The organism is Rhizobium glycinendophyticum, from assembly GCF_006443685.1.
Classification (GTDB): domain Bacteria; phylum Pseudomonadota; class Alphaproteobacteria; order Rhizobiales; family Rhizobiaceae; genus Allorhizobium; species Allorhizobium glycinendophyticum.
The window spans coordinates 1,011,824-1,025,589 of the sequence record NZ_VFYP01000001.1 but is presented as its reverse complement, the minus strand read 5'-3'; the positions used below and the strand labels follow the sequence as shown (position 1 = coordinate 1,025,589).

The window sequence follows — 13,766 nt, the reverse complement described above, 5'->3', positions numbered from 1 at the left end:
CCTCCGCTCTGGCGCAAAATGGCAAACCTCTTTATCGAAAACGCCATAGGTTTGCGGACGTCATCGCTCCGGACAACTCGTATCCAAGGATAAGCATCGTGGAATATATCTCGACCCGCGGAGAGGCCCCGAGCCTCGGCTTTTGTGACGCGCTTCTCGCCGGGCTTGCCCGCGACGGCGGCCTCTATGTGCCGCGCGAATGGCCGCAGATGTCGAAAAAGGCGATCCGGGGCTTGCGCGGCAAGAGCTACCAGGACGTGGCCTACGAGGTGCTGCTGCCGTTCACCAATGGCGAGATCGAACCCGACACCTTCCGCGCGATGATCGACGAGGCCTATGCGACCTTCAAGCATCCGGCCGTCGCACCGCTGGTACAGACAGGGCCGAACTCCTTCGTGCTCGAGCTCTTCCACGGCACGACGCTCGCCTTCAAGGACGTGGCGATGCAGTTGCTCGCGCGTCTGATGGACCATGTGCTGGAAAAGCGTGGCGAACGGGCGACCATCGTCGGCGCGACCTCGGGCGACACCGGGGGTGCAGCCATCGGCGCCTTTGCAGGACGTGCGCGCACCGACATCTTCATTCTCTTCCCGCATGGCAAGGTCTCACCGGTGCAGCAGCGCCAGATGACCTCTTGCAAAGAGGCGAATGTTCACGCCATCGCCGTCGAGGGCAATTTCGACGATTGCCAGAACCTGGTGAAGGCGATGTTCAACGATGTTGCCTTCCGCGACCGGGTGAAGCTTTCGGGCGTCAACTCGATCAACTGGGCGCGCATCATGGCGCAGGTGGTCTATTACTTCACGTCTGCCGTCGCCCTCGGCGCGCCAGACCGAAAGGTCTCGTTCACGGTGCCGACCGGCAATTTCGGTGACATCTTCGCCGGTTACGTCGCCAAGAAGATGGGCCTGCCGATCGACAAGCTGGTGATCGCCACCAATGACAACGACATCCTGGCGCGCACGATGAAGACCGGCCGCTACGAGATGAAGGGCGTCATGGCGACGACCTCGCCATCCATGGACATCCAGATCTCGTCGAATTTCGAACGGCTGTTGTTCGAATCCTATGGCCGTGACGCCAGTTCCATCCGCTCCGCGATGGAAGGCTTGAAGCAGTCGGGTTCGTTCGAGATCCAGCCGGAGGCGCTGAAGGCGATCCGCAAGGAATTCCGCGCCGGCCGTGCAACGCAGAAGGAAGTCGCAAAGACCATCAAGGCGGTGCTCGCCGATACCGGCTATCTGCTCGATCCCCACACGGCCGTCGGCGTGCATGTCGCGAAGAAATTCGAGAAGCCGCAGAGCCCGATGGTGGTGCTGGCTACCGCCCATCCGGCGAAATTCCCGGCAGCAGTAAAATCGGCCTGCGGTATTGACCCCGCGCTTCCGACATGGCTTGCTGATCTGATGGACAGGGAGGAGCGCTTCGAAATCCTGCCCGCGGAACTTAAGGCCGTCGAAAGCTTTGTCGGCACACATGCCCGTGCGGACAGTTGAGAAGCGCAGAAAGACGGACCATGAATGTTGAGTGCACCCGGCTCGCCTCGGGTTTGACGGTCGTAACGGAGACCATGCCGCATCTGGAAAGCGTGGCGCTCGGAACCTGGATCAAGTCCGGGTCGCGCAACGAGACGGAAGCGGAGCATGGGATTGCCCATCTCCTGGAACACATGGCTTTCAAGGGGACGCAGCGCCGCAGCGCCCGCCAGATCGCCGAGGAGATCGAGAATGTCGGGGGTGAACTCAATGCCGCCACCTCGACCGAAACGACCTCCTATTATGCCCGCGTGCTGAAGGACAACGTGCCGCTGGCCGTCGACATTCTCGCCGACATCCTGACGGACTCGGTGTTCGACGAGGAAGAGCTCGAGCGGGAAAAACACGTCATTCTGCAGGAGATCGGCGCTGCCGACGACACGCCTGACGACGTCGTCTTCGACCGGTTTTCCGAGCGCGCTTTCCAGGACCAGACGATCGGCCGCAGCATTCTTGGCACGCCGGAGACGGTGCAATCCTTCTCCAGCGATCAGATCCGCGCCTATCTCTCGCGCAATTACACCACCGACCGGATGTTCGTGGTTGCGGCCGGCGCCGTCGATCACGACGCCTTTGTCAAACAGGTCGAAGAGCGCTTTGCCTCGCTTCCGACCCAGCCTTCTGCCGCACCCGTGATGGACGTCGCCCGCTATACGGGCGGCGAAGCCCGCGAAGAGCGCGACCTGATGGACACGCAGGTCCTGCTCGGTTTCGAGGGTAAGGCCTACCACATGCGCGACTTCTACTGTTCGCAGATCCTGGCCAATATCCTCGGCGGCGGCATGTCGTCGCGCCTGTTCCAGGAAGTTCGCGAAATTCGCGGCCTCTGCTACTCGGTCTATGCCTTCCACTGGGGCTTTTCCGATACCGGCATCTTCGGCATTCATGCCGCAACCGGCGGAGACAACCTGCCGGAACTGGTGCCCGTCATCATCGATGAATTGCGCAAGGCGTCGCAGCATATCGACGAACAGGAAATCGAGCGCTCGCGGGCACAGATCCGGGCGCAGCTTCTGATGGGCCAGGAAAGCCCCGCCGCCCGCGCCGGCCAGATCGCCCGGCAGATGATGCTGTATGGCCGCACCATTCCGAACCAGGAAATGATGGAGCGGCTAGCCGGCATCACGACCCAGCGGCTGACCGACCTCGCCGGACGCCTGTTCTTCGACACGGCGCCGACGCTCTCTGCCATCGGACCGGTCGAGAAGCTGGTTTCGCTCGACGAGATCGCCGGGGCGCTCAGCACCCAGCCGAAAGGTGCCCGCAAGGCTGCCGGCTGAACGCGACCACACATGAAATCATCCGGCGGGGATGTCGCCGGATCTCTCTGGGGGTTCCAGGATGACGCGCTCGGTCTTTCGGTTTCTGTCGCGACAGGCGGAGCTACCGGAACTCGTCAGCGACCGCCACCTGCTGCGCCTCGCCCGCTACCGCGATTTCGAGCCCTGGCATGCGCTCAGACGCGACAGCCGCGCCTTCCTGCAGCCCTGGGAGCCGACGTGGCGGGCCGACGAACTGACCGAGCGGGCCTTCCGGCAACGCGTGCTGCGCAACGAGCAGGAATATCATTCGGGCATGGCCGTGCCGTTCTTCCTCTTCGAACGCGAAAGCGGGGACCTGCTCGGCGGCCTCACCATCGGCCTGATCCGACGGGGCGCATCGCAGGCTTGCATGATTGGATACTGGATGGGCGAAAAACATGCGGGCAAGGGCCATATGTTTGCCGCACTTCAACTGGCTATTCCCTACATCTTCGGGCCGCTCGAGTTGCACCGCATCGAGGCAGCCTGTATTCCCGACAACGTCAACAGCGTAAACCTGCTGGAAAAGGCGGGATTTGAGCGAGAAGGTCTTTTGCGCGAATATCTGAAAATCAACGGAGAGTGGCGCGATCACGTGCTGTTTTCGAAGATCGCCCCGGCAAGGGGACGGAACGGCAAAGCAGGTTCATGACTGAGACCCAGATCGCCCCGCGCGCGGCCCAGCGCCTGTTGCTCCTCGTGCTGGCCATGCTATCGGCCCTTTGCTTCGGTTATGCAGCACCGGCCTTAGCGGTCGAGCCGGTGAAGATCGCGCGCGACGATACGGCGCTTGATCTGACCGCGACCACCGAAATCTATACCAACCAGGGTGCGGCCTTCCAGGTTTCCACCGCCGCCGGCGCCGATGGGATCCGCCGGCGCATCGAGGTGCGTTCGGACTCGGAGGACCATCAGGGCGACTGGGCCGTGTTCGCGCTCGCCAATGTCTCGGAAGAGCAACTGGAAAGGGTGATCGTCGCACCGCATTTCCGGCTTTCGGGGTCGAAGATGTTCTGGCCCGACCTCGGCTCTCAGCGCATCATGGCGATCACGCCCTCGGAAGGCTTTGCGCTCGACCGCGTGCCGAGCGCCGATGCTGACGTTTTCCGCATCACATTGAACCCCGGCACCGTCATTACCTTCGTCGCGGAACTCGCCTCGCCCAACCTGCCGCAGATCTATCTGTGGGAACCGGATGTGTACAAAGACACGGTCAACGCGTTCACGCTCTATCGCGGCATCGTGCTCGGCATCGCAGGCCTGCTCGCCGTATTCCTGACCATCCTCTTCGTCGTCAAGGGCACATCCATGCTGCCGGCGGCAGCCGCACTTGCCTGGGCGGTCCTTGCCTATATCTGCGTCGACTTCGGTTTCCTCGAAAAGCTGATCTCGATCACTTCTTCCGACGTGCGAATATGGCGTGCCGGGGCCGAGGTGGCGCTCGCCTCGTCGCTCGTCATCTTCCTTTTCACCTATCTCAACCTCAACCGCTGGCATGTGCATCTCGGCTATGCGACCCTTGCCTGGGTGCTGGGTCTCGCCGCACTGTTCGGTGTTGCGATCGTCGATCCCTCGATTGCCGCCGGGATCGCGCGTATGTCCTTCGCGCTGACCGGCGTCGTTGGCATTGGCCTGATCATCTATCTCGGCTTCAACCGCTACGACCGCGCCGTTCTTCTGGTGCCGACCTGGGTGTTGATTCTGGTCTGGCTGTTCGGCGGCTGGATGACCGTGACTGGACAGCTCTCGAACGACATCATCCAGCCGGCGCTCGGCGGCGGGCTGGTGCTCATCGTTCTGCTAATCGGCTTTACGGTCATGCAGCACGCCTTTGCCGGCGGCGCCTATCAGCAGGGGCTGTTCTCCGATCTCGAGCGTCAGTCGCTGGCGCTCACCGGCTCGGGCGACACCGTGTGGGACTGGGACGTGGCGCGCGACCGCGTCGTCACCAGCCCGGACGTTTCCGTGCGTCTCGGCCTGTCACCCGGCACCATGCATGGGCCGGCCCGCAACTGGCTGCCGCGCCTGCATCCCGACGACCGCGACCGTTTTCGTGCGACGCTCGACGTGCTGCTGGAGCATCGCAAGGGGCGGCTTAGCCATGAGTTCCGTATCCGCGCTGAAGACGGGCATTTCCACTGGCTGAAGATCCGGGCGCGACCGGTCCTCGGATCGAATGGCGAAGTCATCCGCTGCGTCGGCACCATTATCGATGTCACCGAGCAGAAGAACTCGATCGACCGGCTTCTGGTCGATGCCATGCACGACAACCTGACGGGCCTGCCGAACCGCGAGGTCTTCCTCGACCGGTTGCAGGCGATCCTGTCTCTCGCCTCGACCTCGGAAAGCGTTCGGCCGACGGTGCTGGCGATCGACATCGACCGCTACAAGCAGGTCAACGATGCGCTGGGTATTGCCGCCGGCGACAATATCCTGATTGCCATCACACGACGCCTGCGCCGGCTCTTGAAGCCGCAGGATACGCTGGCGCGCCTCTCCGGCGACGAATTCGGCCTGATCCTGGTGTCGGAAAAGGATCCGGCCAAGATCGCGGACTTTGCCGATGCCGTCTCCAAGGCGATCATGGTGCCGCTCAACTTCGCCAATCGCGAGATCAGCCTGACGGCTTCGATCGGACTTGTGTCCTGGGTGGACCAGCAGGAAAGTGCGACGAGCCTGCTCGCGGATGCCGAGCTTGCGATGTATCGGGCGAAACGTGCCGGGGGGAACCGGGTCGAGCCGTTCCGCCCTGCCTTCCGCACCGTCAGCACCGACCGCTTGCAACTGGAGACGGACCTGCGCCGCGCCATCGAGCGCAAGGAGCTGTCGATGGCCTATCAGCCGATCGTGCGGCTGTCGAACGGCGAGATCGCCGGCTTCGAGGCGCTGATGCGCTGGGATCATCCGAAGCGCGGCAATATTCCGCCGACGGAATTCATTCCGATCGCGGAGATGTCCGACCTGATCGAGCCGCTCGGGATGTTCGCGCTGGAGCGCGCCTCGACCGACCTGATGGACTGGGAGCGCCAGACCGGCGAACTGCCGCTGTTCGTCTCGGTCAACCTGTCCTCGGCGCAGCTGATCTCTAGCGAGATCTACAACGACGTGCGCGCCATGCTGACCAAGACCCAGTGTGACCCGAAGCGGATCAAGCTGGAGCTGACAGAGAGCGTCGTGATGGAGAATCCGGAACAGGCGCGCCTGATGCTGCAGAAGCTGAAGGACACGGGCATCAGCCTGGCGCTCGACGATTTCGGAACCGGCTATTCCTCGCTCGCCTATCTGACCCGCTTCCCCTTCGACACGATCAAGCTCGACAAGGCGCTGGTCTGCGACCAGTCCGACAAGCGCGCCGTTCTCCTGCGCTCCGTCGTCGCCATGGCGCGCGGGCTCGACATGCAGGTGGTGGCCGAGGGCATCCAGAGTGATCAGGACGCCGCCGACCTGGCGATGATGGGCTGCGAATTCGGCCAGAGCTACCTATTCGGCCCGCCGCTCGGTTCGGAGTCGGTGCTAAGGCTCCTGAAGGAACGGTTTCCGCTGATGAAGCGGGCGTGAGGGGCAAGCCCTCACGCTGATTTGCATCAGGTTCTCTGAAAAGCGACGTGCAGGCCAAGCCCGACGAGCACAGCGCCCCCTGCCCTTTGCAGATTGCGTTGCAGGGACGACACCCGCGCCAGGCGTTTGGTGACGGTGCTTGCGGCCATGACGCAGGCGATGTCGGCCATCGTGAACATGACGTTAACCACTGTTCCCAGAATGACGAATTGCAGCCAGACGGGGAAGCTCGCGTCGGCATCGATGAACTGCGGCAGGAAGGCAAGGAAGAAGATCGCCGTCTTCGGATTGAGTACTTCGACAAACATGCTTTCGACGAAGGCGCGGCCGGCTGATTTCTGCGGCAGCAGGGTCTCGCTTGCCGGCCCCTTCGAGCGGGTGGCACGGATCATGCGGAAACCGAGATAGATCAGGTATGCAGCCCCTGCGAGCTTCACCGCCAGATAGAGCGTCGGCACCAGGTGGAAGAGGATCGACAAGCCGGCGGCGGCGGCCACCACATGCACGTAGCAGCCGACATGAATGCCAAACGTTGCCATCAACCCGGCGCGGCGATCGGCGGCCAGCGTGCGGGCCGCGACATAGAGCATGGCGGGACCCGGAATGAAGGCAAAGACGGCGGTGGTGATGAAGAAGGCGAGCAGGATATCGGTGGAGGGCATGGGATGGGTCTCAGCGTGAGCCAGACCTTGTTGTCTGGCGCGCCGACGATGTCACTCCGGACGCGTGCGTGCAAGCGCCAAGGCCTGCAGCCTCGAAACCTCGTCCCTCACGCGTGCCCCGCATCCATCGACAGCATGGCCGGGTTGATGCCCATCAGCGCTAAGGCACGGTCATATTTGTTGTCGAGGCTGCGATCGAAGATCAGGTCTTCGGTGGCGGCGCAATTCAGCCAGCCATTCTGGGCGATTTCCTCTTCCAGCTGTCCCGGACCCCAGCCGGCATAACCGAGCAGCATCGTGGCGTGGCGCGGGCCGCGGCCGTCGGAGATGGCGCGGACGATGTCGAGCGTGGCGGTCAGCGAGATATCGTCGCTGACGGGGATGGAGCTATCGGAGAGATAGTCATCGGAATGCAGCACGAAGCCGCGGTTCTGCTCGACCGGGCCGCCGCATTGAATGGGAAAATGGCGGGCGTGATCGGGCAGCATGATCGCGTCGTTGCGGTCGATCAGTTCGAGATGCAGCAGGAGATCGGCGAAGGTGACCGATTGCGAGCGATTGATGATGAAGCCCATGGCGCCGGCATCCGAATGGGCGCAGATATAGACGACGGCGCGGGCGAAATTGCCGTCTGCCATGCCGGGCATGGCGATCAGCAACTGGCCGTCCAGAAAGCCGCGCTCTCTCAAGGATGTCTTCGACGACAATGCCATGCCTGCCTCCTCGGTCTGCCTTGCGGCCATCGATGTGATGCGTGGTTCAGGTTTGTCCCTGAACCAAGATGGGGCAGAAGTCGGCTGTGATCAACCCAAAATGATCGCGGTCGCTGAAGCGTGACTGGCATCGGCCGCATTGATCGCCTAGAGAATTGGGCATGATCCACCGTCTGAGCACCCTTCCCCTTCCCCCCCGACGCGTCTTTCCAGAGGCCTTGCTCGCCTCGCTGGCGGGCCTCATTGCCATGGCGCCGCTCTGTCTCGCAGCTTTCACCGGCGTCGCACAGGCCGCCAGCAGCGACTGGGCTGTGAACGAAGGCGGGCGCATGCGCCTTGTGCTGTTGCCGGCGAAGGATGACGGGAGCCGCGAGGGCGTTTTGCTGGTCGAGCCGAAGAAGGGATGGATCACCTATTGGAGAGAGCCGGGCGATGTCGGCATTCCGCCGTCGATCACGCCGGCGCCCGGATCAAGCTTTACCGTCGCTCGTGTCGATTTCCCCGTGCCGAAACTTTTGTCCACAGGCGACATGCAGGATGTCGGCTATGACCACCCGGTGGCCCTGCCACTGCAACTCGCCAATGCTGGCGGGGATGCGCCGTTCAAGATCTCCGCCTTTGTCGGCGTGTGCCAGAACATCTGCATCCCCTTTCAGGCGGACCTGACCGTCGATCCCGCTTCTCAAGTGGGAAGCGATCCGCAGGAGGTGGCGCTGGTCGAGGACGCCAAGCGGCAATTGCCGCCCGGGCCGAGCACGGACTTCCAGGTGACGCGCCTTGTGATGCAGCCGGATCTGAAGAGCCTTTCAGTGTCGCTGCGGCTGCCCTCCGGCGCTCCTGCCCCGCAGGTGATCATCAGCGGCCCGGTTGGCCATGTTTACGTCGACGGCAAACCTTCCGCCGGTGCGGCTGGTGAGACGGTCGTGACGGTGCCGATCGGCAAGCTGCCGAAGGGTTATACGATGGCCGGCAAGAGATGGGGCATCCTCGTGGTGGCCGGTGACCGCGCCATGGAAACCACGCTTGCCTTTGACTGACCCGCTTCTATATTCGGCCGCGACGACCACCGGCACGAGGCCGGCGCGACGAACAACGGGGATGAATTCGATGACCATTGCAATTGGCGACACGCTGCCCAAGGCAACCTTCAAGGAAAAGACGACTGATGGTGCCGTCGAGATCAGCACCGACGAGCTGTTCGCCGGCAAGAAGGTCGTGCTGTTTGCCGTGCCGGGCGCCTTTACCCCGACCTGCACCTTGAATCATCTTCCGGGCTATCTGGAAAACCGAGATGCTCTGATGGAGCGTGGCGTCGACGACATCGCCGTCGTCTCGGTGAATGACTGGCATGTCATGGGCGCATGGGCCCAGCATTCGGGCGGCATGGGCAAGATCCACTTCCTCGCCGACTGGGATGCCTCCTTCACCAAGGCGATGGGTCTCGACATGGATCTTTCGGCCGGCGCGCTCGGCGTGCGATCGAAGCGGTATTCCATGCTGGTCGAGGACGGCGTGGTGAAGAGCCTCAACATCGAGGAAAACCCCGGCCAGGCGACCGTCTCGTCTGCCGCGACGATGATCGAGCAGCTCTGATGTGATGTGAGCGTCCGGAGAGGCTGGAGGGTTGGGTCCCCCCGCCTGCCGGATAGGATGCGGACTGGGTTACCCCCTCTGTCCTGCCGGACATCTCCCCTCAAGGGGGGAGATTAGAACCAATCTGCGTTCCCCGATCCGATACGTTCTTCCTGAAGGATGCGTGTCTTGCGAGCGGCGCTGTCTTCCGATCTCCCCCCCTCGAGGGGAAGATGCCTGGCAAGGCAGAGGAAAGCGATCTCCAATGCGACAAATTTCCCACTGGATCTGGTAGACGATAAGACAACATTGGCGCCCGATGCCGCTGAAGCACGGGCAAGACGCTTTTCACACTCCGCTGCTCCAATGCACCACCCAAGCGGCCACCTTGATTTCGCCACAATTTGAGCGCCCTTGGCTTTTGTAATGTTATTACATTAATCACAGGAAGCTGATGGACGATCCTGCCTTTCTCCCGAGCCTTCTCGCCCGCTCGGCTCTCGCCCGCCTGTGTTTTGTGCTCCTGCTGGTCGCGTTGATCTGGGTCGGCGTTCAATGGGCTGTCGCACTGCCATGAGCCTGATCCGCATCGACAACCTGACGCTGACCTATCGACGGCATCCGGCCGTGCACCATCTCTCTGGCGTGATCCGCAAGGGTAGCCTGACGGCGGTGGCCGGACCGAACGGGGCAGGAAAATCCACGCTGCTGAAGGCGATCATGGGTGAAATCCGCCCTTCCGAGGGCCGCATAGAACATGCTCTCACCGCGCATGACTTCGGTTATCTGCCGCAGGCAGTCGAGATCAACCGACGCTTTCCGATCAGCGTGCTCGACACCGTCATGCTCGGTGCCTGGCGGCGGGTGGGCGCGTTCGGGCGTACAGGCCGGGAAGAGACGGACAGAGCGCGCGAAGCACTTTCGACTGTCGGGCTCGAGGGATTCGAGCGGCGCGAGATCGGCTCGCTGTCGGCCGGGCAGTTCCAGCGCGTGCTGTTTGCGCGGCTGCTGCTGCAGGACGCGCAGGTGATCCTGCTCGACGAACCCTTCACCGCCATCGACGCCCGCACCACCCGCGACCTGATCGATCTCGTTGCGGGCTGGCATGGCGCGGGCCGCACCGTCATCGCAGTGCTGCATGACCTCGAGCAAGTGCGCAGCCACTTTCCCGAGACGCTGCTTCTGGCACGCGAACTGATCGGCTGGGGTGCGACCGGGGACGTTCTGACACCGGCCAATCTGCTTTCGATGCGCAGCATGGCCGAGCGCTGGGACGAGGATGCAGAGGTCTGTCAGCCGGACGGCAAGCTCGGGAGGACGGCGGCATGAGCGCCTTCGACCTGCTGATTGCGCCCTTTGCCGATTACGGCTTCATGCGCCGCGCCTTGATGGCGGCCGTCTGCCTCGGCTTCAGCGCCGGGCCGATTGGGGTGTTCCTGCTCTTGCGGCGGATGAGCCTGATGGGCGATGCGATGAGCCATGCAGTGCTGCCCGGTGCTGCCATCGGCTATCTGGTCGCCGGTTCGCTGTCGCTGACGGCCATGGGCATTGGCGGGCTGGTTGCCGGCCTTTCAGTCGCCGTTCTCTCCGGCCTCGTCAGCCGCTCCACGGTGCTGCAGGAGGATGCGAGCTTTGCCAGTTTCTATCTGGCGTCGCTCGCACTCGGGGTGCTGATCGTCTCGCTGCGCGGCTCCAATATCGATCTCCTGCATGTGCTGTTCGGCACGATCCTCGCCATCGACGCGCCGGCGCTAACGCAGATCGGCGCGATCAGCACGCTAACGCTTGTGGCGCTGGCGCTGATCTATCGGCCGCTGGTGCTGGAATGCCTCGATCCCGGCTTCCTGCGGGCCGTCGGCGGCCGTGGCTCCCTCTATCACTTTGCCTTCCTGCTGCTCGTGGTCATCAACCTCGTCGCCAGCTTCCAGGCGCTGGGCACGCTGATGGCGGTGGGGTTGATGATGCTGCCGGCGGCGGTGGCGCAGCTCTGGGCGCGGACTTTGCCGGGCATGTTGGCGGTCTCCGCAGTGACGGCGATCGTTTCCAGCTATGTCGGCCTGATCGCCTCCTTCCACCTCGAACTCGCCTCCGGCCCGACGATCATCCTGACCGCCGCCATTCTCTACGGCCTGTCGATCCTCATCGCCCCGATGGGCATCGCCCGCCGCTTCCTGCGCCTGCCGCATCTCAAGGCCTGACGACTGCCGCTTTTCCAACCGCACACCAAGGAGTGTCCGATGATCCGCAAGCTCTCCCTTCTCTCCGCCCTCCCCCTGATCGCGTCGCTTTACGGTTCCACGGCGCTGGCCGGCGAACCGGTCAAGGTGGTTGCCTCCTTCACCGTGCTCGCCGATGTCGTGGCGCAGGTGGGCGGCGATCATGTCGAGGTGTCCAGCCTGGTCGGGCCGAATGGCGACCCGCATGAATTCGAGCCATCTCCATCAGATGCCAAGGCGTTGAAGGCGGCCAAGGTCACCTTCATCAGCGGCGAGGGCCTGGAAGGCTGGATGGAACGGCTCATCTCGGCCTCGGGTTATGAAGGCAAGCCGGTGGTCGTGTCCGACGGGATTACGCTCCGCAGCATGGAAGAGGACGGTGAGACCGTGACCGATCCGCATGTCTGGAACAGCCCCGTCAATGTGAAGGTCTGGGTCGACAATATCGCGGCAGCCCTTGCGAAGGCCGATCCTGACGACGCGGCGGATTTCGCAGCCAATGCCAAAGCCTACAAGGACAAGCTCGACACTCTGGATGCCTATGCGCATGAAAAGTTCGATGCGGTTCCGGAGGCCAGCCGCAAGATCCTGACCAGCCACGACGCCTTCGGCTATCTCGGCCGGGAATATGGCGTGACCTTCCTGTCGCCGCTCGGGCTATCGACCGAGACGGAAGCGTCGGCCGCCGACGTCGCCCAACTGATCGAGCAGATCAAGACGGAGCATGTGAAGACCTATTTCCTGGAGAACTCCAACGATCCGCGCCTGGTCGAGCAGATCGCCGGTGCGACCGGGGCGCAGTCGGGCGGGGAGCTTTACGTCGAATCGCTGTCGGAGAAGGACGGCCCGGCGCCGACCTATGAGCAGATGTTCCGCTACAATGTCGACCAGCTCTCGGCCGCCATGGCGAAATCGAGCTGATCGCAAACGATACGACTGATGGTCGATGGGCCCTCCCCTAGCCGGGAGGGCTTTTCGTCAATGGGCGAGGTCGAAGACCAGGATGCCGGCGAGGCCACCATCGGTCGCGTGTACGATGCGTTCGCCGACGGCGACGTGTTGCGGGTGCTTCAGATAGTAGTCGCGGACCAGTTCGTCCTCGAAGGTGACGATGAAGCCGTCGTTATAACCGCCGCTCAGGCCCTCGGGCGAGACATTCGGGCCCGACTTCACCTCCAGCATGCCGGGCACGACATCTTTCAGTTCCGCGATCGCGGCATAGATCGCCTGCTTCTCGGCCTCCTGGACAGCGGCCTTGAAGCGCAGGAACACGCAGTGCTGGATCATGGATGTCTCCCGGATGTTTCGTTTTGAGGCGAGCATAGGGGTAATGGGGGAAAGGGCAAGGGCGCGCGCACCGTGCGGTGAGGGTCGCTCACTCCTCCGTCAATCTTGACATTCTTCCGAATAGAGACCAGTTTATACCGAAATCAGTATAAACTGGTGCGGACACATGTCGGAAAAGCTTACCTACAGCAACATCTTCGAGTCGATCACGGAAGACACGTCGCTTGCTGCGGACTTGCAATTCCGTTCGGATCTGATGATGACGCTGATCGACATCATCGAGCACAAGGGCTGGAAGCAGTCTGAGATTGCCGAGGCGCTCGACATTCCCCAGCCTCGCGTGAGCGAATTGCTGCGTGGCAAGATCAGCCTGTTTTCCTCGGATCGGCTGATTGGATATCTGGCCAAGCTCGGCTACCGTCTGCGCCCGTCGGTTGACGGCGAACACCGGGTGATTTGCTCGGTGGAGCCGGCAGCGGCTTGAGGATGCTCATGCGGATCATCGTTTCGCTCTGCCCCGCTTTTCCTCGTCGCGGATGATCGCCATCATCTCCTTGTAGCGTTCCTTCACCGTGGCCATCGCCTTCTTGTCCACGCCGTTCGTTGTCTTCGTGAACGCGTGAAGCACGAAGACCGTGTCTAGAAACTTGGCACAGTAGACCAGCCGATAGGCGGGTGAACCGTTCTCAATCAACTCGATCACACCTGCACCGAGTTCGGGCAAGTGCTTGAACGGTGAGCGCGGATCCTTGCCTGCAGCCACGAAGTTCAGATCGTTGAGAAAGTCGATGGCAATGGCTTGCGGCAGTTTTTGAACCGCTTTCTTGGCGGCATTGTTGACGTATCTGATTGTCCTGATCGCCATACCCGCCACCCGCCAAACGGACATCTCCCTGTCTCGCGAATGGCGGCAATTTTCCAC

15 protein-coding genes are annotated in these 13,766 nt (G+C 62.5%); 11 read left to right on the top strand and 4 right to left on the bottom strand.

The genetic code is table 11. The features are described 5' to 3' along the window. Nucleotides 1-89: 89 nt before the first annotated feature. The 4 genes from thrC (at nt 90) to FJQ55_RS04930 (ending at nt 6,394) form a co-directional block, all read left to right on the top strand. Complete coding sequence (gene thrC, locus FJQ55_RS04945; RefSeq protein ID WP_208758202.1) at nt 90-1,496, top strand: threonine synthase; 1,407 nt, start codon at nt 90-92, stop codon at nt 1,494-1,496. A 20-nt stretch (nt 1,497-1,516) separates the two neighbouring features. Then, nucleotides 1,517-2,815: a M16 family metallopeptidase gene (locus tag FJQ55_RS04940; protein WP_140826569.1), complete on the top strand. Its 1,299-nt coding sequence runs from the start codon at nt 1,517-1,519 to the stop codon at nt 2,813-2,815. Nucleotides 2,816-2,876: 61 nt separating this feature from the next. After that, on the top strand, nt 2,877-3,488 hold the full coding sequence (locus FJQ55_RS04935; protein ID WP_140826568.1) for a GNAT family N-acetyltransferase: 612 nt from the start codon (nt 2,877-2,879) through the stop codon (nt 3,486-3,488). A 56-nt stretch (nt 3,489-3,544) separates the two neighbouring features. Next, a complete protein-coding gene (locus tag FJQ55_RS04930) occupies nt 3,545-6,394 on the top strand; it encodes an EAL domain-containing protein (RefSeq protein ID WP_425467525.1) in 2,850 nt (949 codons plus the stop codon). 26 nt (nt 6,395-6,420) lie between these two features. On the opposite strand, the gene FJQ55_RS04925 is transcribed toward FJQ55_RS04930, so the two are convergent. Beyond that, a complete protein-coding gene (locus FJQ55_RS04925) occupies nt 6,421-7,056 on the bottom strand; it encodes a LysE family translocator (protein ID WP_140826566.1) in 636 nt (211 codons plus the stop codon). Between the two features lie 107 nt (nt 7,057-7,163). Next, nucleotides 7,164-7,769, bottom strand: coding sequence for a YqgE/AlgH family protein (locus FJQ55_RS04920; RefSeq protein ID WP_140826565.1), 606 nt, complete (start codon nt 7,767-7,769; stop codon nt 7,164-7,166). A 161-nt stretch (nt 7,770-7,930) separates the two neighbouring features. Between FJQ55_RS04920 and FJQ55_RS04915 the strand changes: the two genes are divergently transcribed. From FJQ55_RS04915 to FJQ55_RS04895, 6 genes are all read left to right on the top strand, one after another. Next, complete coding sequence (locus FJQ55_RS04915) at nt 7,931-8,806, top strand: protein-disulfide reductase DsbD domain-containing protein (RefSeq protein WP_246085023.1); 876 nt, start codon at nt 7,931-7,933, stop codon at nt 8,804-8,806. Nucleotides 8,807-8,876: 70 nt separating this feature from the next. Continuing rightward, complete coding sequence (locus tag FJQ55_RS04910; RefSeq protein WP_140826564.1) at nt 8,877-9,362, top strand: peroxiredoxin; 486 nt, start codon at nt 8,877-8,879, stop codon at nt 9,360-9,362. A 433-nt stretch (nt 9,363-9,795) separates the two neighbouring features. After that, the gene (locus FJQ55_RS23840) at nt 9,796-9,918 is read left to right on the top strand and encodes a hypothetical protein (protein WP_281285476.1); all 123 of its coding nucleotides are present in this window, start codon (nt 9,796-9,798) and stop codon (nt 9,916-9,918) included. Beyond that, a complete protein-coding gene (locus tag FJQ55_RS04905) occupies nt 9,915-10,670 on the top strand; it encodes a metal ABC transporter ATP-binding protein (RefSeq protein ID WP_246085022.1) in 756 nt (251 codons plus the stop codon). The genes FJQ55_RS23840 and FJQ55_RS04905 overlap by 4 nt, the downstream gene beginning before the upstream one ends. Then, complete coding sequence (locus FJQ55_RS04900; RefSeq protein ID WP_140826562.1) at nt 10,667-11,539, top strand: metal ABC transporter permease; 873 nt, start codon at nt 10,667-10,669, stop codon at nt 11,537-11,539. Before FJQ55_RS04905 ends, FJQ55_RS04900 begins: the two co-directional genes overlap by 4 nt. Before the next feature lie 39 nt (nt 11,540-11,578). Next, nucleotides 11,579-12,478: a metal ABC transporter solute-binding protein, Zn/Mn family gene (locus tag FJQ55_RS04895; protein ID WP_140826561.1), complete on the top strand. Its 900-nt coding sequence runs from the start codon at nt 11,579-11,581 to the stop codon at nt 12,476-12,478. A gap of 57 nt (nt 12,479-12,535) precedes the next feature. Here FJQ55_RS04895 and FJQ55_RS04890 read toward each other — a convergent pair whose 3' ends face one another. Beyond that, nucleotides 12,536-12,844: a Dabb family protein gene (locus tag FJQ55_RS04890; RefSeq protein WP_113375649.1), complete on the bottom strand. Its 309-nt coding sequence runs from the start codon at nt 12,842-12,844 to the stop codon at nt 12,536-12,538. A gap of 166 nt (nt 12,845-13,010) precedes the next feature. On the opposite strand from FJQ55_RS04890, the gene FJQ55_RS04885 reads away from it, so the two are divergent. Continuing rightward, nucleotides 13,011-13,328: a helix-turn-helix domain-containing protein gene (locus FJQ55_RS04885; protein ID WP_140826560.1), complete on the top strand. Its 318-nt coding sequence runs from the start codon at nt 13,011-13,013 to the stop codon at nt 13,326-13,328. Nucleotides 13,329-13,343: 15 nt separating this feature from the next. Here FJQ55_RS04885 and FJQ55_RS04880 read toward each other — a convergent pair whose 3' ends face one another. Further along, nucleotides 13,344-13,766, bottom strand: coding sequence for a type II toxin-antitoxin system RelE/ParE family toxin (locus FJQ55_RS04880; RefSeq protein ID WP_246085021.1), 423 nt, complete (start codon nt 13,764-13,766; stop codon nt 13,344-13,346).